Source organism: Bacillus sp. FSL R5-0422 (genome assembly GCF_038610765.1).
GTDB lineage: Bacteria > Bacillota > Bacilli > Bacillales > Bacillaceae > Bacillus > Bacillus pumilus_O.
This window is the reverse complement of record NZ_CP152014.1, coordinates 387,230-411,273: the sequence shown is the minus strand read 5'-3', so window position 1 is coordinate 411,273 and position 24,044 is coordinate 387,230. Positions and strand designations below refer to the sequence as shown.

Genomic DNA, 24,044 nt, shown 5'->3' with positions numbered 1-24,044 from the left:
GTACACCTTAGATGATCCGATTACGATAGAAGTACAGAACCGGTCAATTCATCTGAAGCATGCATGCTCGTATAAGGAGTCAAATTGTGGACATTTCAAAACAGAAAGCGTATGCTGCCGCGATAGGCTACGCGACGATCATTGGTTTTTCATTTTTGTTTGTCAAAATTGCATTAGAATCAGCGAACCCGATTGATTTATTGGCACATCGCTTTACCGTTTCTTTTGCAGCCGCACTATTGCTGTTTCCATTTTTACGAAAGAAGATCCGCCTCTCCATTCAATGGCGTGATCTTCTCTACATCGTACCGTTTTCCTTGCTTTATCCTGTGTTGTTTTTTGCTTTTCAAGTATGGGGGCTGATGTATACCTCTTCGTCAGAGGCTGGTATTATACAGGCAACGATTCCTATTTTAACAATGGTGCTGGCCGCGTGGTTTTTAAAGGAACGCGCGACATGGATCCAAGTGCTGTTTACCATTCTTTCGGTGTGCGGAGTGATGCTTCTCTTCGTCATGAAGGGAATTGATGTAAAGCATTCACACATGATCGGCTATGTACTGATATTACTTTCAGCCTTATCCTCCAGTGCATACAGTGTATTTGCCCGGGTGATTACACGGCGCTTCCATGTAATTGAACTCACTTTCGTGATGACATTCTTTGGATTTATCTTCTTCAATGCCGCTGCGCTCATTCGGCATTCAGTAAACGGAACAACACTGCAATTTTTCAGCCCATTTACACAACCATCCTTTGTATGGTCAATGCTCTTTTTAGGCATTCTTTCTTCACTTCTCACAGCATATTTATCAAACTATGCCCTTTCCCAGCTTGAAGCGGCAAAGGTCAGCATCTTTAACAATTTATCTGCGTTTATTACAGTCGCCGCTGGGGTTCTCATTTTACATGAAACAATTGATTGGTATCATCTCATCGGAGGTGTGCTGGTCATTGGCGGAGTGATTGGCGGGAATGTAGTAAAGAAGCGGAATTCATAAGAAAAGCGGTCCCTTTAAGGAGGACCGCTTTCTATTACTGTTTTATGAATTGTTGTTTGCCTGCAAGATCGATCACATGTCTCATCTGTTCTGCGAAGGATTCGAGGTGTGTGTTGATATACATGTGCCCCCCTTCGAAATTGATGCGTACGATGGTTTTTGCCCATGGCAGCCAGCCGTTTGCATCTTGCATGCATTTTTCATCTTGTGTTCCATTGAATAAATAAACGGGTGTTTCGATGATGGATTGGTCTTTGTGCTGGAAGGTTTCCAGCGCCTGATAGTCTGCACGTAAGGACGGCGTAAAGTAATCCATCATTGGTTTGTTCTCTAATAATTCCTTTGGTATCCCGCCCATTTCGGCAATATGCTGAACAAATGCTTCATTCGATAAATGGGTCAGGATCTGTCGTTTTGTTTGCGGCGGCTGAATAGCCGAAATCACGACTGCTACAGGATTAATTCCTTCCCTTTCTAATAGCTGCGTCAGTCTATACACGACAAGTCCCCCCATGGAATGTCCAAACAGGATAAATGGACGGTTCAAGTTGCCTATGAGCCCTTCTTTGTAAAGCTCAGCCAATCGGTCAATGCTTGTTTCGAGAGGCATGAGATTGGTTCCATGACCTGGGGGTTCTGCTGCTGTGACTTCGGCAGTGCCTTTTAGTTGTTCAAAAAGCGGGCGGTACGAGGCGGAATAACCGCCTGCAAAAGGAAAACAAATAAGTTGAATAAGATCTGATTTTTTTTCAAAGGTTTTAAATAAATGATTCATACGTTCTTACCCCTTTATCATCGTTTGAAGAATTCGTGCCAGTTCATCTGCCTGCGGCCTTTTCATCATGGTGACATGGTCTCCTTTGATGTGATAATACGAGCACGATCCTTTCGTATAAGCCTCCCAATCTGAGAACTTCTTTTGGAAATCAATGGCGTGATCACTGCTTTGTACAATATAAAACGGCACATTGAATGGTTCTTTTTCTAATTCAATGGCTTGTGACATGATCGTATTATGCGTTTGCATTTGCAAATATTTATCTAAATACTGATCATTCATAAATTGATGAACCACTTCATCCTTTTCTGCCTCTTTTAGTATTCTTTGCTTCACTTCTTGGAAGCTCAGCCCTTGTAATGCTTCTGGCTGGATACCGACGAGATTTCCCATTCCAAGGACAAGCGCAAGCATTTTCACTTCTTCTTCGTTCATATCCGCATGGAGCGCCTGATCTGCCTCATCTCTTAACACTGGGACCGTATCTAAAATGATGAGTCCTTTCGGCGCTTTTCCTGCATGGCAGAGCCGCTGATTCATTCCGTAAGCAAGATGCCCGCCCATTGAATGACCTGCTAGATAGTCGACACCAGGTCGATAGAAGGTCTCAATGGCTTCAACAAATATGGACACAAGCTCTGTGTAATGAAAGAATTGCGGTTCTTCATCCTCATATAAGCCAGGAGATTGCACGGCGTACACAGCGCCTTGATGGGTCATCAGCTTAGCCACATCGATATAGCCCATTACCGTTCCACCGGCAGGCGGTGCAAAGAAAATCCTCGGCTCGGCTGGATCGCCTTTTTTCAGCTCAATCACGTAGTCCTTTGGAGACCTTTCGACGTGCTCCGCAGCCTCAGGCATTGCGTCTACATGTGCGGCTAGCTGAGCCGATGCTGGATGCATGAAGATCCATTTTGGATCAACCCGAATCCCCTGTTCTTTTAATTTGGCAACGGCTTGGATACTCATAATTGAATCGCCGCCTAAATCAAAGAATGAGTCATGTATGCCTACTTGTTTGACACCAAGTACTTCCTTGAAGGCTGTGACAATTTGTTCCTGCGTTTCGGTGACCGGTTTGTCATCCCTTTGAGAAAGAGAGATCGTTTCTGCTGGGTCTGGCAACGCTTTTTGATCAACCTTTCCGTTTGTTGTGACTGGTATTTCGTCCATTACAATAAAGTAACTTGGAATCATGTAACCTGGCAGGCTTTCCTGTAAAAATGCTTTCCAGCCTGGAGTAGGATTCTCTCCGTCTGTGACAAGGTAGGCCGCCAGCCGTTTTGAGCTGCCATACGTTTTGACGATGACTGTACACTCTTTTACTTGTGGATGCTTGAGGAGAGCTGTCTCTATTTCTCCACATTCAATCCGGTAGCCTCTAATTTTCACGAGGTTGTCTTTTCGGCCGAGATATTCAATGGTGCCATCTGAACGCCATGTACCAAGATCACCTGAACGATACAGCCTTTCTCCCTCTAGTTCAGGGAATGGATTGTCTATAAACCGTTCCTGCGTCCGCCCTGGATCATGAAGGTAACCTTTTGCCAGACCTGTGCCGCCGATATAAATTTCTCCTTTGACGCCTGCTGGCACTGGATTGAGCGCATCATCTAGTATGACGACAGTTGAATTCGATACTGGGACACCAATTGGAACTGACCTTGCTCCCTCTGGTACGTGCGTGACTTGGTGTGTTGTAGCTAGGGTCGTGTTTTCTGTAGGACCGTAAGCATTGATCAATACACCTTTCATATGCGGCAGTGCCTTTCGTGCATGCTCACTGGACATCGCTTCTCCGCCAACGAGTAATGTACGGTAGCCTGCTACACTTGTTGGATCGTGCTCTACCAGCCGATTGAATAAAGCGGTTGGCAGACAGTTGGCTGTCACTTCATGCGCTTTGATCAGCCGTGATAATTCATCCATATTCAGCGCGGCATATTTCGGAATCAGAATGAGCTGACCGCCATTCAGGAGCATACCCCACAACTCAAATGTAAAGGCATCAAAAGCATAGTTTGAGAGCTGAAGCATTTTATCATCTGGACCTAGTTTCATATAATTTGTTTCTCTCACTAGACGGACAACTCCTGCATGGGGGAGCATAACGCCTTTTGGTGTACCTGTTGAGCCTGATGTGTAATTGACATAGGCTAACTGGTCTTCTCCAATGATTGATTGTTCTCTTTGATACCCTGTATCTGTTTCTAGTAATGGCTTGTCCATGTCAATCTTTGTACCTGTAAAGTCTACTAGACGCTCTATTAAATGAGACTGAGTAATGACCACATCACTTTGCGTATCGCGAACAATGAGACGGATTCGCGCATCTGGATATTCTGGTGACATCGGAACATATGCAGCACCAGATTTGACGATGCCTAGCACGGAAACAATCATGTCAAAGGAACGATCAAAGAGCATCGGTACAAGTGAACCTGGTCCAACTCCCTTTGACTGCAAGTAAGCAGCAAGCTTTGTTGCCTTCTCATCCAACTCTTGATACGTCATGGACTCTTCCAAATAAGACAAGGCAATGCGATGCGGATCACGCTGCACCTGTTCTTCAAACATCTCTTGAATGGTGCGCTTTGGATAAGGCGTAGCCGTTTGGTTTTTCCCAATGATCATCGCAGCCTGCTCCGCTTTGTCCATTAAGCAATAATCAGAAAATGTACGTTCAGGCTGAGCTGTCATACCATCTAGCAAACAAAGATAATAATTCATATAACGATGAATGGTTTCTTGATCAAATAAATCTGTATTGTATTCCACATGGATCGACAGCTTCTCTCCCTGTTCAAATACATGTAAGGTGAGATCAAACTTAGACACTGTATGATGAACCATCACATGTTCACTTGTCAGCCCTTTGAGATTGATATTGAGGGAATCTGTTACATACCCCATCGCCACTTGGAAAATAGGCGATCGACTTAAATCTCTATCTAACGAAAGATCATCGACAAGCTTGTCAAATGGATAGCGCTGATGCTCAAATGCTTTTAATGTCATCTCCTTCACGTTTTCCATGACATCAGCAAACGTAGATGCTGTGGAGATATCCTGTCTCAGCGCGAGTGTATTCACAAACATTCCAACAAGCTTCTCTGATTGCTCGGCATCGCGCCCTGCGATCGGCGAGCCAATGATAATATCTGTCTGTCCAGACAGCTTGTGAAGCAGGACGTAGTACGCCGACAGCATCGTCATAAACAGCGTTGTGCCCTGCTGTTTGGACAAAGCTTGCAAACGGCGAATAAGCGTATCTTCCAAGACGATTTGCTCTGTAGCGCCGTTAAATGTTTGAACTGGCGGACGAGGACGGTCAAACGGCAGCTCTAGCACTGGAAGTTCACCTTGTAAGGTCTTCAGCCAATAGGATTGGTCTTCTTGATGATGCGTTACTTGCTCATTTTCCCAATGAACATAATCGGTCCACTCAATTTCCAGTGCTGGGAGCTGCGGCGCTTCATCTGCAAGCAGCCCGTCATAAGCCACTTCTAATTCCTGAATGAGCAGACTGAGCGACCTTGCATCTGAAATGATATGATGCTGCGCGCAAAGAAGATAACATTCTTCATTGCCCATATCCACAATCGTCCACTGCGCAAGAGGCCCTCTTTCCAAATCATACATGCGGTTCGCTTCTTGCTGAATAAGCTGCTTGAGCCTTCTCGTTCTTGTTTTTTCATTAAATAATGAGAAATTCGCTACTGTGACGGATGGCGGAAGGTCATCACGTATTAGTTGAACAGGCTTGCCGCCAAGCGATTGAAAGGTTGCGCGCAGTGCTTCATGACGTTTCGTTAATAGACCAATCGCTTTTGTTAACGCTTGAATGTGCAGTTGTCCTGTCAGCTTCCAAGCACCTAATATATTGTAATGATGACTCTTTTCCAATGTGGATAAGAACCAAATACGTTTCTGAGCATGTGACAGCTCATAGCTTGTTCGCTTTTCCAGCTTTGGAATCTTGGCTTCCTGAACAACGGGTGCCCCTTTGATGTCATCAACCATTTGCGCCAAATGTGCCAAATGCTTGCTTTCAAATAATATTTTTAAAGGCGCTTTGATTGAAAACTCATGATTGATCCTTGAAATGGTTTGAGTCGCCTTTAATGAATGTCCGCCAAGATCAAAGAATTGATCCTCTTTGTACACACGATCAACGTCTAAAATGTCCTCCCAAATGGTAGCAAGCACCTGCTCTGTTTCCGTTTCTGGCAATTGCTTTTCAAAGGATTGTCCATGTTTGTGATGATTCAGCTTAAGGGCTTCATGATCAATAGACCCATCTTGTTTTTTCGGTATTTCCTGTACTTGCTGAATATCCCAGCCATCTTTTGTTATGTTTGCGATTTCTTCAACATGCACTTCTTTTCCAGGCATCGCTGTATAAAAAAGCTTTTTCTCAAAAGTCGGGATTTGCGCTGGCTGAAGATACGCAGCGATTTCTGGATTGGCTCCGTCTAGGCCGATAAATAGTTGCGCTTCATTCAGCCGAGCACCTAGACAGAATGAATGGAGACCTTGCTTCTTTCCAATCAATTGAAATCCCTTGCGGACGGTAAGGGCTGCGCCGGTATGTCCCTTAGACAAACCGAGATTATCCCACATACTAAAGTTTAAAGAGATCGCCCGTCTCCCTTCTTTAAAGGTGAGCGTGTGTGCAAGCCCATCTAAAAAGCTATTGGCCGCAGAGTAAGCCCCGAATGTTGTACCGCCAAAAAATCCATTTACTGATCCAAAAAAGACGAGTGGTACAGCCGGATCATGCTTGAAGGCTTCCTGCAGGACAAACGCTCCGTCCGCTTTCCCTGACAGTTCCTTTGTAAAATCCTCTTCTGACGTATGAGCCAATGTATACTTATCTGCCTGCTGAAAATGCTCTGACACATTGCCTGCTCCAGCTAAATGCAGCACCCCCCTGATGGATTGACCGAAATGTTTTTCTGCTTTGTAAATCGTGCGCTCCACGTCAGCTAAATTCGTCACATCCGCTTGGTCATAGATGACGTCACCGAGGTCTTTTAGCTGTGAGAATGCTTCTTTCTTTTCAATGTTGTCTTCCAGAGAAGTCCTTCCAATCAAGACAAGCTTTAAGCCAAATTGGAGCATCTGCTTAGACAGTTCAAATCCAATACCACCAAGTCCTCCAGTCAGCAAATACAGTCCTTCATATTCTAAAAATCCTTCTGTTTGAGATACGTTCATCATCTCGACTTTTTCCAGCTTTGGTACGAGCCTATCCCCTTTTCGGTATGCCACCTCTGCTTTGATATGAATCGCCATCAGCTCATCAGCAATATACTTTGCATCTTGTTCCACTTGCTCCGCTTCAATATCAATATGTGACACTTCTGCTCCTTCCCATTCTTGCGGGATGGTTTTTAACAAACCAACGAGCGACGTTTTCTCCACATGAAGATCGTCTTCAGCATTCACAAATTGACCACCCTTTGTTACGACAACAAGCCGGACAGGCTCTTTGTTTTCTTGCCTCCATGCTTGATACAAGTACAAAATCGATTGATTGGATCTGGCATGCATTTCTGTAAACTGCGCAGGCTCAACGATGGCTTCTTTGTCTGTCACATTCCACAAGTGGAGTATGCGCCCTGTCTTTAATTCATCTGCTTCAAGTGCTGCAACAAGCCTGACGTAATCCCCCTTGATTCTCGGGTTCATCTGGTACATCCCTTTAGACAGACGCAAAAATTCATGTCCTTTTTTCACAGAAACATAGGGCTGATTTCTTTGTTCGAATTGGACGTAAAGTGATTGGTAAAGCCCTTTTTCATCCTCGAAAACGAGTATATGATCAGCAGCAGGATGAGTCGGACCAATATGCTCCTTTGCCCAAGTGCGTTTAAAAAACCAATCTGGCAGTGTTTGTTCATTTTCAGAAGCAAGGTCCAGTGCCCTTTCAATGTCACGGAACACACCCTCTTTTAGTGCCGCGCCTAACTGAGCACGCTGGATCTTTCCGCTTTCTGTTTTCGGAAATTGGTCTTTTTTCACTGGGATGATGTGATCGGGCTCTATGCCAATTTTACGGATGATAGCCTCTCTAATTTGCTGAACCATCGTGACTTGTTCCTCTAGCGAATCCTTTTGTGTGACAAAGAAGACAGCAAGCGTGTCATTGCTTGATTCGGGATTGTAGATGCCGTACGCAGCGGCAAAAGTGACTTCAACTCCGTCCACCTCTTCCACAACTGCCTCAATTTCATAATTCAAATAGTTGGCTCCATTGATGACGATGATGTCCTTTTCTCGACCTGTCAGTACAAGACGCCCTTCGTGAATAAATCCTAAATCACCGGTGTGAAACCAGCCATTTTCCGCAAATACCTCTTGATTGGCTTCCTCATTTTGATCATAGCCCATCATAATCGTCGGACTCTTCACCTGCAATCGTCCAACCTGATCTTCTGGCAGCACATGATGATGTTCGTCTACAATCCGAATCCATACAGACGGAATCGGTGCACCGACTTCTGTAAACGTCATTTTGTGCGGATGATCTTGTGCTACGTATTGAATTTCACTTGTTAACGAAGTCTGATCAATCGTCAGCTGTCCATCTTGATCACCATGCCTCATAAATTTCTTAGATTGGACAATGGCTGAGGATGTTTCAGACATACCGTACGCCGGCACCATCGCATGACGTCTTAATCCGTGCTGCCCCATCATATGCATGAAGCGCTGCGTCACTTTTGGCACAACCGCTTCGGCTGCATTCATGATATACGTCAGTGTGGAGAGATCCCAGCTCCCTTTGCGAATGTCGTCCTCATATTCATTCATCATCGCAAAAGCAAAATTCGGTGCCCATGTCCTTGTGACGCCGTATGTTTCTATCCAATCCAGCCACACCATCGGCCGCTCGATAAATTGATCGATGGATGGACTAATCTGCTGGCAGCCAAAGTAGACATCATGTACATGAAACATGACAATGCCTCCTACATGATCAAGCGGCATCCAGTTAAGCGACACATCCTCATGCGTAAAGCTATTTGTCTGCTCAAAGGAGATGATTCTAGATAAAATACTTTGATGGTTGTGACGGATACACTTTGGCACACCCGTACTTCCTGAAGAAAGCAGCTGAAGCACAGGCTCATCCGGCTCTGGCTCATAATGCTGTTCATCCGGCTCACACGAGAGCAATGTTTCGATTGTTAAAACGGGCATGTTTTTTGCCTCAAAGGCCTCACGCAGCCCAGCAATGTCCTCAGCACTTGCTTCATTCGTTATAATGAACGGTTCATTTTGCAGCTGAAACACGCCTTTCAGCTTGTTCACAGCTTGATTCGTTTCATCATAAACAGGTGGTACAGAGACTGGAGTCGGAATGATGCCACCGAGAATACAGCCCCAAAACGCAGTGATGAAATCTTGATGATCTTTCAATTGGAGTAACACTTGATCGCCGTTTGTCAGCCCTGCTTTCCTTAAACCAGACAGAACCCGTTCTGCGTTTGTGAGTAACTCAGGATAGGTTTGGGTCAACGTGCGCCCGCCTTCTTTAATATAGGTTACCCCGCGATCAGGTGACATAAAGGCTGATCGAATTAGCACCTCTGTCAGTGTGACAGGTGTGCCTTGTTTTTTGATGACATCCCCGCCATACACAAGTGCAGGCGGCTTTTCATGGGCGGATGCTTGCTTTGTTTCGCCCGCATCGTCCTTTGAGATCGATACATTCTCTTGCGCCCGCTGCCGATTAGGAAACAGATCATCTAGGTGATAAGGCGTTTGTTTTTCTGTCTGACTTTCTATGAGAGCAGCCGCTTCCTCTACTCCATCTATAGCTTTCGTACGATCTTCTATCTTTCTCAAACTCTCTTCATCAATGATGTCAATCGAAAGCAGTGCTTCTGTATCGACCGCTCCACTTTCTGTCCTTGGCAAGGAAGGTAATAAGACGAGAGCGGCGGGCACTTCATCAGGATGAAGTACGCCTGTCATCAGATCCTCTCTTGTCAGCGAAGGGTCCTTCGCCTGTGCAAATAGCACAAGCGAGAGGCTGCCTTCTTCATTTTTCTTCGGGATGAATGCACATTCCTTTAGCGGAAAATGAAGCATCATGACCTGTTCTAATGCTTTAAGATCAATTCGTTTTCCGTTGATTCTGACGATATGATTTGCTGCAAGTCCTTTTCTTCTACTCATTAACATCGTTCTTCTCCCCCTACACCCAATCCAAAATCTGAATCTTGTTTTTTTCAGTCCAAACGCCGACATCCCCTGTCGGATATAGGTATTCGCCTGTTTGATGTTTGAATGGATGTTGAATTTTATGCGTTTCCATCCAATCGGCAAGCTCTCCGCATAGTGCCTTGATATCCTCTACACCGATAAAAATATCTCCAGGGAATCCTACCGGCATGAGCTGATGCTCCTCGCTCAGGACATAGATTTCTGTCTCACACGAAGGATCATGCACACCTGAGTAGACCTCTTCTTGATCTGGATACAGCACGCTGACTTGTGCATTTTTCGCCCAATCGGTGATCATCCGCCCTTTTTCTTCATTTGTCACGATCGTGAAGGAAGAGAGTGGTGTCTCCACTTGTTCTGTCATGGCTTCAAGTGTGTGGATCAGCTGCTGCATCAGCGATTGTATTTGTTTTTCTTTATATTGATTGAAGCGGTATGTGACCCGAAGCTCCAGCGTATCTCCAGGGACAGCCACAAGGGTCAAGTCATAGTTTGTTTCTTCATGACTGGCTATGTCTAAGATCCGTACACCATAAGGCTCCACTGATTCAATCGGGTAGTTTTCAAACACGACAATGCTACGAAACAATGATTCTCCATTCGAAATTTGGGTCATCTGCTGAATATCTGGGAGTACGGTATACTCGAACTCTCGCATGTGAAAAACTGTTTCCTGCGTTTGGGTCAGAAGCTCAGCGATGGTTCTGTCTGGTGTGATCGGCAAACGAAGCGGCAAAGTGTTAATAAAGAGCCCTGTCATGCTTTCAACCTCTTTTAAGTCCGCAGGCCGACCAGATACTGTGACACCGAACACGACATCCTCTGAGCCTGAATGAAGGTGCAAGAGCAGACCCCATGCCGCCTGAATCAGCGTGCTCATCGTGACCTTCTGTGTCCCTGTCATTTTCTCCAGCTTATGCTGCATTTCAGGCGTCAGTTTGATACTAATCTGATCAATACCTGCTCCTTCATCCGAAGCTTGCTCTCCGTCTCCTGGTAGTGGTGTGGCTTCCTCTACTCCTGACATGTAATGTTTCCAGAACTCTTGTGCCTTCTCTTGATCTTGCTTTTGCAGCCAATCAATAAAATCTTTATATGGACGCACAGCAGGAAGATTGATCTCTCGTTCATCCACAAGCGAGCGATATATTGAAAGGGATTCCTCAATCAAGCCAAACAGGCTCCAGCCATCAATTAAAATATGATGAAAGCTAAAAACAAACGTACATGTTTTCTCATCACGGTTGAATAAAGCGATACGAATGAGCGGTTCAGCCGCATTTTCTAATTCGAAATCCTTTGAACGATCGGTTTGTAAATACTGCTCAATGGTTTTCTTCTGATCCATTTCACTCAGGTGGCACACATCGTGCTGAGTGAGGTGAAGGCTTCCTTCTGATTGGATCAATTGGACAGGCTCCTTTAGCCCCTCCCAAGCAAATCTTGTCCGTAAAATCGAATGACGTTCCACAAGTAGATTCCATGCTTTTTCATAGGCTTCGCCGTCCGTTAAACCTTCGAGTGTCATATGCACCTGACCAAAATACGCCTGTGATGCTTGATCTAACAGTGCATGAAACAGCATCCCTTGCTGCATCGGAGATAGTGGATACACATCTACCACATTGTCTGGAAGCTCATCTATTTGCTTTTGCGTCAGCTGGACCATTGGAAAATCAGATGGCGTAAAGCCGCCTTTTGCCTCTACACAATGCGTCAGAATGTCCTCCATTTTTTCTTTAAATCGTTCAGGTAACTGACGCACCTCTTCCTCCTGAAGCAGTTCACGATTGATCATAAAATTCATCTGAAGCTGACCACCGATAACGTATCCGTACACATCGATCAAATGCTGTCTTTCTGCTTTTGGATCATGCACATGTCCATTTCGCTCATCAGCTATATACAGATTTGCCTCACCATCTACTTGATCTAGCTGTCCAAGGTAATTAAAGCTCACCTGCGGCGCTACCGTTTTAAGTAAACGTGATGCGGTCATGTATTGAAGTAAGCCATAGCCGATCCCCTTTTGCGGCACAGCTCTTAAGGTTTCTTTGACATCTTTAATTTGTCTCTCAACATCGGTTTGAATAAAAGGAATAAAAATAGGATAAGAGCTTGTAAACCAGCCGACTGTCCGTGACAAATCCATCTGTTCAAATAAATCCTCGCGTCCGTGCCCTTCTAGCGTGATCAGTAGTGGCTTTCCAATCGCTTGCGCAAGTCCTGATAAGAGTAAATCGGTCACTTCTGTTCGGTACGCTTGTGATGCATGCCTTAGTAAAATGTCTGTTTGGTCCTTCGTCAATTGAACAGTAAGGATCTCTGCATGTTCTTCTATATTGAAAAGCGCAGGCGTTTGAAAAGGAGAACCTTCTTCCTCTTGATCGATGATCTTTTCCCAAAACGGAACCTGCTCTTGTAATTGATCGGTTTGTACATATTGATCAAGTGCCTCTGCCCACTGCTGATAGGAAGCGGTTTTCTTTGCAAGCGTGATCTCCTGCCCTGCCGCAACCTGCTTCAACCCGTTTAAGATATCTTCTTGTATGATGCGCCACGATATTCCATCCATCACAAGATGGTGGGCTGCGATGAAGAGTTCAGACGTGTAATCACTTGTCTGAAAAAGAATGGCTTTGATCACTTCTCCCCGCTCTAATGACAATGTTCCTTGACAAGCGCTTGTCTCCATGCGGATTTGCTCTAGTGCTTCTTCGTGAGAAACATCCGTCAAATCAAAGAAAGTGACACAAGGAATAATGCCAGGCGCGCGAATGGTTTGAATCCATGTGCCGTCTACATCTTTTGTATAAATGGCTCTCAGCATATCGTGATGATCGACAAGCTTTGAAAGAACTTGCGTTAACTGTTCGGGTTGTATAGATTGCTTGAATTCAATATGCGCTGATAGATTCCAATAATCTTGATTTGTCATCGATTGCTCAAAGAACCAAGATTGGATTGGAAGCAGACGTGCATCTCCCGTAACAGGTGATTGATCATAAGACACAGATACATCTGCTTTTTTCATAGCGTGTGCCAGCTGTGAAATGGTCTGTTTTTCAAATACATCTCTCGGCTGTATGATATAGCCTTCCTGTGCTAGGCGCGCCACCATTTGTATGACAATAATAGAATCTCCGCCAAGCTCAAAGTAGTTATCATGAACACCGATTGAAGGAGTGCCAAGAAGCTGAGTCCACACTTTTTTCAGCACTCGTTCTTCCTTACTGAGCGCTTGATCTGTCGGTTTTTCGGCTTCTTCCTGTCTCCACACGGGCGGCGGGAGACGCTTTTGATCTACCTTACCGTTTGGCGTGAGCGGCAGTTCCTCGAGCTCTATGAATAGGCTTGGTACCATGTAATCTGGCAATCTATCCTTTAATTTTCGGCGAAGGTCTTGCTGGGTCCAAGTACCTTTTTGGACAAAGTAACCGATGAGCCGCTTATGACCACTCTCGTGCTGATGCGGAATGACCGCACATTCTATGATGTCTTCAACACTCAGCATAGTGGCTTCAATTTCGCCGCATTCGACGCGATGTCCGCGTATTTTCACTTGATGATCGATTCTTCCAAGGCAGTCGATGATGCCATTTGGGAGCCAGCGGCCCATATCACCCGTTTTATATAAACGCGCTCCTTTATGGAAAGGATGCGAGATAAATGATTGCGATGTTTTTTCTTCATCTCCAAGATAACCTAGTGCGAGCCCTGTTCCGCCAACATAAATCTCTCCAATGACACCTTGCGGAACTGGCTGCAGCTGGTCGTCTAATACATAGGCTTGTGAATAAGCAATTGGCCGACCGATAGGAACGGTCGTCTGCCCTTCGTCTAATGAACGAATAGGATGCACACAAGAGAACGTCGTATTTTCAGTTGGTCCATAGCCGTTGAGAAGCCCTTCAGGTAAATACGGCAGTGCCTTACGAATATGAGCAGCTGAGAGCGCATCACCACCGACCAATAATGCATCGAATCCAGATAAAGCTTCTGGATGTTCTTCTGTCAATCGGTTGAACAGCGGTACTGTTAGAAATCCTGTAGTGATCTTGTATGATGTCAGCGTGTCAGCCAGTGTATCCATTGATAAAACCGTATGTCGATCGGTGAGAATCAGCCTTCCCCCGTTTAATAGAGCTCCCCATATTTCATACGTAAAGGCATCAAAGGAGAAGCTGGCCATTTGTAAAATGCGTGTATGTTCATCAAGAGTGACATAATCTGTTTCACACACAAGCCGGATGACTGCTTGATGCGGAATTAAAACCCCTTTTGGCTGTCCAGTTGATCCTGAAGTGTAATTGATATAAGCGAGTCCATCAGGTTTTAGGGCAGCAGGTATGAGCTCTGCTTCTGATAAAAATTCTTCATATCCTTCATCAAGACAAATGATTTCGGTTTGACTGATGGATACCTTTTTCAGCCATTCATTTTTTGTCAGTAACAGCTGAATCCCTGTATCCCTCAGCATATAATCAATGCGTGCATCTGGATATTCGGGATCAATCGGCACGTAGGCGCCTCCTGCTTTCACAATCGCCAGCACCCCAAGGATCATTTCAGGCGACCTGTCGATGAGCAGCCCTACTGGTTCATGCGGCGTCACACCTCTCTGCTGTATGGAGGCCGCAAGCCGGTCGACTTTCTCTTGTAACACGCAATACGTCCACTGCACTCCCCCGAATTCGAGAGCGATGGCTTCAGGTGACTTTCTCACCTGCGCTTCAAACCGTTCCGTGATGAGAAGCGAACCTGCAGGCTGATCTGTTTTACCACCCCATTCATAGAGCAGTTGATGCTTCTCTTTTTCTGGCAGGTAATTCATCTGTCTAATCAGCTGTGATGGATGTTCGCAAATACACTCAAGCAACTGCTCGTAATACCGAAGGAACCGGTCCATCGTATCGTCAGAAAATAAGTCCACATCATACTCCAGTTTTAATTGAAGACCCTCTGCTCCTTCAAAAACAAACAGAGATAGATCGAATTTGGCGGTATCGTTATCTTCAATGGCTAAAACAGATGTCGCTTCCCCCATCGGAGAAGCCTCAAGCGGCAGATTTTGCAAAACAAACATGACCTGAAACAGCGGCTGCTTGCCAGCCTCACGTACAATATCCAGCTCATCTACGACCATTTCAAACGGCACATCCTGATGCGCATAGGCGCCCATAGTTGTATCTTTCACCCGTTCTAATAATTCAGTGAAAGCAGGGTTCCCGCTATGATCAATCCGAAGAGCCAGTGTATTAACGAAAAATCCGATGAGATGCTCCATCTCCGTCCGATTTCTCCCAGCAATGACTGATCCAATCACAAACTCATCCTGTGAAGACAAACGGTGCAGCAATGTAGAAAAGGCGGTCAACAGCGTCATATAAAGGGTACTATCGGTTTTTTTAGAGAGCTCAGCCAGCTGATCTGATAGCGACTTCGCCAGTTGGTATTTTTTCGTTTTTCCCTTGTAGGATTGAACGGCTGGCCGCGGATAGTCATACGGCAAAACCAAATCTTCGACAGGGACTGCAAATTGGTCTTTCCAATAGGAAAGCTGCTTCTCCAGCGTCTCTCCAGTCAAATATTCCTTCTGCCATAAAGCGTAATCCGCATATTGAATCGGCAGTGGTAAAAGATCAGGTTCTCGCCGGTCGATCATCGCTGTATACCATTCAGACAGCTCTCTTGCGGCAATCCCAACCGACCAGCCATCTGACACAATGTGGTGAATGGACATCAGCAGCAAATGATCTCTTTCCGACAATCGAATCAGTTTTGCGCGAAAGAGCGGATCATGCTCTAAGCGGAAAGGTGTGCTTGCCTCTCTTTTTGCCCATTCAGCCGCTTTTTGTTCTTTTTCTTCCTGAGATGTCAAATCTGATAAATCCACCACTTCAAGCTCTGGAAGGGTCATATGCTCATGGATGATCTGAACTGGTTCATCGCCGCTCATTGTAAAGGACGTTCTAAGCGACTCATGCCTTTGCACCATTTGCTGAAGACTGCGCTGAAGCACCTTCACATCTAAAATTCCATTCATCCGAAAGGAAATTGTATTATTGTAAAACGGCAGATCAGGCTGTAATTGATAGAGAAACCACTGTCTTTGCTGGGCATAGGACATCGGAATCTCCTGACCCTTTGCTATTTTCCTCATTTGTACCGCTTTATCCACTTTTGCATGCGAATCAATCCATGACGCTAGTTCCCCCAGTCTCGTATGCTCAAAAAGAACAGCGAGCGGCACATCAAATCCCATTCTTTGTCTCACCGCAGACAGCATTTGTGTTGCCTTGAGTGAATGACCCCCGAGTAAAAAGAAATGATCACCGCAGCTGACATTGGAGACATCAAGCAGCTCGGACCAAATGCTTGCCAATCGTTTCTCCGTCTCCGTTTGAGGCGCTCTGCCCTCGGCATCCTGTCCACTTTCCTCAATGAGTGCTTTGAAATATGCTTCATCAGGCATGCCATCCTCTGATTCTTTCCAGTATTCCTCAGGAAATAGATGGACGGAATATTCACCAGATAGATAAGACTGCAAAGACGTATAAATGGACTGATACAGCCGCTCTTCAATGGCTTTTGTTTTGTCGGTTTTGAAATAGACATACACAGCTTTCTCTGTTCGATCCTCGGCATGAAGCATCTCCTGAATGTCCTGCTTCGACCGATCTAATCCCATATAAATGAGAGGTGCATCTGTCATTAAACATGCCAGCATCGTCTGCAAGCCCGCCCGCTTCGAAATTGGAAGATAGCCTCTTTCTTTTAAGATGCCTTTGATCATCGAACCCTCGCTCATGCCGGTTTCATCCCACATGCTAAAGCTAAAGCAGTACGGCTTCACGGTAGATGTCAGCTTCTGATAACGAGCAAATTGTTCAACGAACTCATTGGCAGCGCAATAAGCCCCTACGGTCATCCCACCCTTTAACGTTCGTGCTGATGAGCTAGAAAGAAATAAAACATTCTGCCGTTTAGAAGCCGCTTCATGAAGGGCAATCGTGCCATATACCTTTGCTTCGTACATCGCATGTAAGGACACAGACGTCATGTCAGCAAGCAGCTCTTCTTGAATGATGCCAGCAAAATGAATCACGCCATGCAGCCTTTTTTCATGAGCCACCTCTTGTCTTGAGATCAGGGCTTCAAGGGCTTTTGCATCCGTCAAGTCCACTTCTTCATAATGAACAGTGCCGCCGCGTGTTTCCGCTTGTTTCTCAAGTGAGGTCAATACGTCTTGCTGATCCGCAGTTAACGCTTCTCGTGCCTTTCTTCCAAGCAGCACGAGATGCGCTTGATAGGATGTCAGAAGATGTTCACTTAGCATTCGTCCTATTCCGCCAAGCCCGCCTGTCAGCACGTAAAGCCCGGAGGATTCAAATGGCGGCGTCTTCCTCTTTTGCTCTCTTTCCAGATGAAGCGGCGTTAAAAGAGGAATATAACGAACACCTTCGCGGTAAGCAGCCACTTGATAGCTTGTATCTTGAGTAAGCTCCGTCATGATCGCTGATGCATGGGAATGGTCAGCCGGTTCTGTTAGAGAAAAATCAAGACACCGCACCTTGATAAACGGCCATTCATGCTGTACAGCTGTCATCAAACCCGCTGTCGTTGCTTTTTCCACATGATGTGTTTGATCTTGTGGTAAATTCATCGCATGAGCGGAGACAAAGGTAATCTCTACAGGTTCCTCATAAGCGGCCATGGCTTTTGTTGTATATAATGCACTCATGCTGCCCATTTTCTGCGCTTCCTTCGCCAATGCCGCTTGAAGTATGTCTTCCTTTTTTGTGTAGTTCCAAAGGTGAATGATTTGTTTCACCGAAACGCCATACGAACGGAGCGTCTCAAAGAGTTGTTCGTAATCTGACGGCCGATTCGGGTGGATGATGAAGTGAGTATGTGTGAATTGTGTGAATGCTTGACCCGGTTCAACCGTAATATAGGTTTGTTCATTGTTTGAGAGGGATTTCAATTGATCTGCCAGCCCTAATGCATCTGCAAAGATCACTGTATCTCCTGCTGTTTGCTTTTCAGTTTTATGAAGCGGAGCGGGTGTCCACTTCTTTTGATAACTCCAATCAGGCAAGGTATGTTCATTTTCAAGTCTGATGTCCAGTTCCTTAATGATTTCGTCGAATTCACCTTCCTGCCATCTCGTTTTAAGCTGGGCCCTTTCTATTTTTCCAGAGCTTGTTTTCGGAAAGGCATGCTTCTGAACAGGAATAATTTTTGATGCAGAAAGACCCATTTTTGTTGCAATATGGGTTTTCATATGCTGGCTAGCCCTCATGATATAAGCAGGCTCATACAGCTTCGGTGTAAAAAAGAGAATCAGCTCATCGGATGCAGATGCCTCCATTCGCACGGAGCACGCTGCCACAAAGCTTGTTTCTACGCCGGGTACTTCCTCTGCCATGGCTTCAATTTCATAGTTGTGATAATTTTTCCCGTTGATGATGATCATGTCTTTTTCTCTACCGGTTAATGTCAGCCTTCCTTCATGCAGAAATCCTAAATCGCCCGTGTGGAACCAGCCCTCTGTTTGAAAAACCTCTTGATTCGCTTCATCATTCTTGTAATAGCCCTTCATTGTCGTCGGCCCTTTGATTTGTACGCTACCAATATGATCTTCTGGAAGAAGCTCATGCTCATGGTTGACGATACGAATCGTGATACCCGGAATCGGTTTCCCCAGCTCTGTAAAGCTGACGGTTCCAGTTTCGCGTGCCTCCGCTGGTCTTAACTGCTCTGTCAGTGACGTTTCCTCAAAGGTCAGAACCCCACTATTTTCATTTCCCCGCTCAATCGCAAAAGAGAAAACAACAGCTGATGAGATTTCTGACATGCCGAATGCCGGTCTGATGACGTCTCCTTTTAAACCGTGCGGAGCAAGCAAGTGTAAAAAACGGTGGATTGTCTTCGGTACGACGGCTTCTGCCCCATTGATCATGCACGTCATAGCAGAAAGATCCCAAGACCCTGAAGAAATGTCTTTCTCATAATCATTGATCATCGCAAATGCGAAGTTAGGTGCCCATGTCTTCGTTGCACGATAGCGGTCCATCCAGTCAAGCCAGCGCAGCGGCTGAGCGATGAAGTCATCTGTTCTTGCCCGAATTTGCTCACAGCCTGTATACACATTGACAAGATGGAACATCACAATGCCGCCAATATGATCTAATGGCATCCAGTCTAATGAGACGTCATCTTGTGTAAACCCATTGGCTGCCACTGTTCCTTTGACATTCGCCAACACACTTCTATGAGAATGCTCTACGCATTTGGGCATCCCCGTACTTCCAGACGTTAAGATAAAAAAGACAGAATCATCGGGCGTGACTGGATGTGCTTCAAGATCTCTTTCTAAAGTAAGCATTGGTTCAACGGCTGCAACACGTAGTTGATCTGTATGCCACAGTAAAGCTAATCCTTGCACCTCATCAATCAGCGAGTCATCCGTGAGAATGAGCGGATGCTCCAGCAGGCTCCAAGCGTGATGAAGCTTCTTCACTGAGGCATTCATTTCCCGATAGGTCGGGGCTGCAGATACAAGTGTTGGGACAAATCCGCCTAATACACATGCCCAAAAAGCTGTGACCATTGCATGATTCGATGAAAATTGAAAGAACACAGGATCTCCTGGCTTAAGGCCTAGTGCCCTTAAGCCCGTCAGAACTCGTTCGGCATCCTCCTTTAACTGCGAATAGGATTGCGTGAGTTCATTTTCACTATTGATGATATAAGTCAGTCCATTTGTTGTTTTGGCTGCCTCAGTTAGAGCGTCCTGCAAGGTTTGAGCTCCTGCACGAACATCTATATCCCCTCCATAGGAAATGGCTGGGGGCATGTCTGCTAAAGCAGGTGAAGCCATTTGCGTCTGTTTCCATTCAACTGCGGCCTCCTGCTCCATGTGATGGTCTAGAAATAAATGAGAGAGGTGATATGGCCGAGGTCGAATGGTTTTTTCACGAGAAAAAACAGCGAAGCGTTCGATTTCGTTGGTTTGTAAAATGATTTTCTGTACATCATGTAAAATCGCATCCATTGATTCATGTACATTCGATTGATTAATGATTGATGGTTTCATATGAGTTCCTTCCCTTTTTTGGCAGGCAGGGCTACCAGTGTGCACCCCTGCCTCATCTAAAGTTTACAAGACTGTTTCTCTATTTTTATGATGGACGATTTCATTAATGAGCTGTGCATTTCGGGCAGCACATTCTTTGTTTTTGAACATGTCCGCATGCTGACCATAACCTTGATATTGTCGATAAGCGCCGGTCGTCGCAGCTTCCCAGTGATCCATCCATTCTGGTATCGCAATGTTTTCTTCGGATTGGATGAAATCAATGTCTGCTTGTATCTCTCCTTGATTCACCCCCTTAACAAAAGTTTCATAGTAAGCCCTCGTTTTTTGAGCAAGCTCGTCTTGAATGAGCTCTGCTTGGGCCAGTTCACTTTGCTTCGACTGATGGACGATCGCTGCGATATCGTCATCAATGGATCGTCCTTCTAAATCGCTTTCTCCTATTTTCATATAGGAATCGATCATGATGACCTTTTCGACGGTCCGCCCTGCTTGTTCGAGTGATTGAACAAGCTCAAAGGCTAGGTAGCACCCGCCTGAGTAACCCATCAAAGTCAGCGGTCCTTCAGGTTGAAGTTGCTGGATATGCTGAACGTATTGTGTGATTCGGTCATCAGCTTCAATAAAGTCAAAGGCAATCATACGAACATCATTGAGCGTTTTTGCGGCTTCCTGATAGATAAAGCCATAGCCTGGTAATGGCGGTAGAGCAAAGACTGTTGGCGTTTGAGATTCATTGAATACAAGATAGCCCGCGGCTTCCTGATCCTGCTGTTGAATATAACGGCTGATTGCTTCAATGGTAGGCGTCTCAAACATCAAGTGAATAGGCACCTGAACATCAAATTCCTTCGACACCTTAGATAAAAGAGACATCGCTTTTAATGAATGCCCGCCACTCTCAAAGAAATGGTCATCTGTGCTGATATCTTCTCGCTCAAGCACTTCTCTCCACATCACAAGCAGCTTTTGTTCTACTTCATTAACCGGAAGCTTCACATGACGGTTTCCTTGAGGCGCCTCTGGCTTTGGTAGCTGACGTTTATCAACCTTTCCATTTGGCGTAAGTGGCATTTTCTCAAGCCTGATCAGTTCATGAGGCTGCATGTAAGCCGGAAGTTTTTCCTTTAATCCTGACTTGATCACATCGAGTTTGTCCTTCCACTCCTCCTCACACGTCATATAAGCGAGCAGCCTTGTATGCTGCGTGTTATGCTGATCAGCTATAAGAGCCGCTTGTTTGACACCTGGATGCATGAGAAGGTGGGCTTCAATTTCTGTCAGTTCAATGCGGTGACCGCGAATTTTCACCTGATCATCGACTCTGCCTGCATACTCAATTAAACCGTCCGCTCGAAAATAAGCCAAGTCTCCTGTACGATACAGCCTTTCTCTCGCAGCGAATGGATGCGTAATAAAAGCTTGTTTTGTCAGATCAGGACGATTCAAATACCCCTTCGCAAGTCCTTTGCCGCTCAGACAAAGCTCTCCGACCATTCCAATCGGCTGAAGCTGCCTGTGCTGACTCAGTATATAAGCACCCGTTTGGTTGAGCGGCTTTCCGATTGGAATCGAACGCATGTCCATCGGCAGAGCCTCATCGACTGGATAATAAGTGGCGAATACTGTTGATTCGGTTGGACCGTACACATTGATGAGTCTGCCTTTCCCCATGACAGCAAAGGCTTTCCTCACATGCTGTACCGATGCCCGCTCTCCTCCGAACAGCACTTTACGCACACTGCGCATCCAGTCGGTGTCTTCATCAACGAGGAGATTAAATAATGCTGTCGGAACAAACATGACAGAAATGTTTTCCCTTTTAATCAATCCCGTCAGCTCGTCCATGTTTAAAATGGTCTCTTTTTTCGGCAAGACAAGCTTCGCTCCGTTTAAAAGTGCGCCATACACATCAAATGTAAAGCCATCAAATACGCTGTTGGATAGGGACAGCAGTGTATCTGTTTCTGAAATGGTTAAGTAGTTCGTATTTTTGACCACCCGGGCAATATTGGAATGGGTCGTCATGATGCCCTTTGGCTGACCTGTTGTACCGGATGTATACATGATGTAAGCCGTATCGTGTAAGCCTGCTTCAAGCGGCAGATTCTCTGAGCTCATCAGTGAAATTTCTTGATCATCTGCAAACAGATACGTACCATCAAACGCAAGTGCTTTCACCTGACTGATAAAGGATGAGTGAGTCAGAAGATGTGTTGCCCCGCTGTCTTTAAGCATGTATTGAATGCGGCTTTCTGGATAATCGGGATCAATTGGCACATAGATTGCACCTGCTTTTAAGACAGCAAGTAGACTGACAATCAGTTCAGACGTGCGGTCAGCTATTATGGCGATAACCGTTTGATGCATGACCCCATTTTTTTGCATATGCCTTGCCAATCGGTTGGCTTGTTCATTCAGCTCCGCATATGTCATCGTGTGCTCACCTGCTGATAATGCGACCGCATTCGGCTGTTTGCGGACATTATGCTCAAACCATTTCGACAAATATAGCTGGTCATGCTCAAGTTCAGGCGCATTCCACTCCTCAAGAATGAGCTGCTTTTCTTGTTTCGTGACAAGTGTAAGTGTATGAACCGATTGGTCAGGATGCTTGATCGCCTCACTCATCAGTAGACTTAGCTGTTCCTTTAACCGTTGAACAAATTGAGAATCAAATGCTTTTTTGTTAAAGGCAAGCTTTAATTGCAATTGTTCTCCTGGTGATGCCAGCAAATTGAGATCATAGTTCGATTTTTCATACACATTCATATTTTCCACAGTAAATCCTAATCGCGCCTCTTGCTCGTCCTTCTTTGCGGTCGGGACGTTTTCAAACACGACGATATGATCAATGAGTGGCTGATGACCTGTCTCTGCCTGAATATCATAAATCGGAATATATTGATGCGGCTCGGCCGCAAGAGACTGCTGCTGCGTTTCTGATAGAAGAGTACGGAATGTCATGTCATCTGTCAGCTGAATTCTTCTTGGGATGACATTGATGAACAAGCCAACCATTTTATCAACGCCAGCCAAATCTGCCGGACGCCCCGACACAACCGTGCCAAACAGCACATCATTTGAACGTTGATATCTGCTCAATAAAATTGACCAGACTGATTGAAGAACACTGCTTAACGTCGCATTTTGCTGGAATGCTAATTCTGATAAAGCAGCCGTTTCTTCCTTACTCATCGACCATTCCATTTCGCCTAATTCATGTTCATTCGTTTGTTTTCTCTGTTCTTTAAAAGTGGATTGTCCATCAAACCCGGCTAATGATTGCTGCCAGTATTGAAGTGATGCTTGTTTATCTTGTTTTTCAAGCCATTGAATATATTCTTTGTACGGCTTAACCGGTTCCAGTTTGTAAGGGATGTCATGCAAAAGGGCATGATACATCGCAAATAACTCCTGCACCACAAGCCCGAAGCACCAGCCATCAAGAAGAATATGGTGATAGCTCCATATCCAACGATAGCTTGTAGGGCTCGTTTGGAAAACAGTTGCCCGCATGAGTGCATCCTTCGAAAGGTCAAATCCTCTCAGCTGATCTTGTTGTTTAAATGTCTCAATACGTACAAGCTGTTCGTCTTCAGAAAGATCCTGCATGTCCACCACATCAAGCGTAAAAGGGCGTTTCTTCAGCACAACTTGGACAGGGCGCTTCACTTTTTCGTGGAGAAATAAGGTACGAAAAATATCGTACCGCTCCACGATGACATTCATGCTTTTCTCAAGTAAGTCATGACGCAGTGTGCCTTTTACGTTCATATCCATTTGCTCTACATAAAAGCCCTTTTCTTGGTGATGGAGGGTATGAAACAGCATGCCTTCTTGCATCGGTGACAGATAATACATATCTTGAACTTGATCCCTTTTAAATGAACTCATCCATTTCATCCTCCCTTCCCGTTTT

General features: G+C 45.3%; 5 protein-coding genes. 1 reads left to right on the top strand and 4 read right to left on the bottom strand.

Features of this window, described 5'->3' with window-relative positions:
• Window positions 1-86 precede the first annotated feature (86 nt).
• Window positions 87-1,001: a DMT family transporter gene (locus tag MKX52_RS01965; RefSeq protein ID WP_012008892.1), complete on the top strand. Its 915-nt coding sequence runs from the start codon at window positions 87-89 to the stop codon at window positions 999-1,001.
• Between the two features lie 34 nt (window positions 1,002-1,035).
• Here MKX52_RS01965 and MKX52_RS01960 read toward each other — a convergent pair whose 3' ends face one another.
• The 4 genes from MKX52_RS01960 to MKX52_RS01945 form a co-directional block, all read right to left on the bottom strand.
• Window positions 1,036-1,776 (bottom strand): alpha/beta fold hydrolase, encoded by a 741-nt coding sequence (locus MKX52_RS01960; RefSeq protein WP_342491366.1) that lies wholly within the window; start codon window positions 1,774-1,776, stop codon window positions 1,036-1,038.
• Window positions 1,777-1,782: 6 nt separating this feature from the next.
• A complete protein-coding gene (locus MKX52_RS01955) occupies window positions 1,783-9,978 on the bottom strand; it encodes an amino acid adenylation domain-containing protein (protein ID WP_342491365.1) in 8,196 nt (2,731 codons plus the stop codon).
• 13 nt (window positions 9,979-9,991) lie between these two features.
• The gene (locus MKX52_RS01950; RefSeq protein WP_342491364.1) at window positions 9,992-20,122 is read right to left on the bottom strand and encodes an amino acid adenylation domain-containing protein; all 10,131 of its coding nucleotides are present in this window, start codon (window positions 20,120-20,122) and stop codon (window positions 9,992-9,994) included.
• Between the two features lie 63 nt (window positions 20,123-20,185).
• Window positions 20,186-24,019 (bottom strand): amino acid adenylation domain-containing protein, encoded by a 3,834-nt coding sequence (locus MKX52_RS01945; RefSeq protein WP_342491363.1) that lies wholly within the window; start codon window positions 24,017-24,019, stop codon window positions 20,186-20,188.
• Window positions 24,020-24,044: the final 25 nt, after the last annotated feature.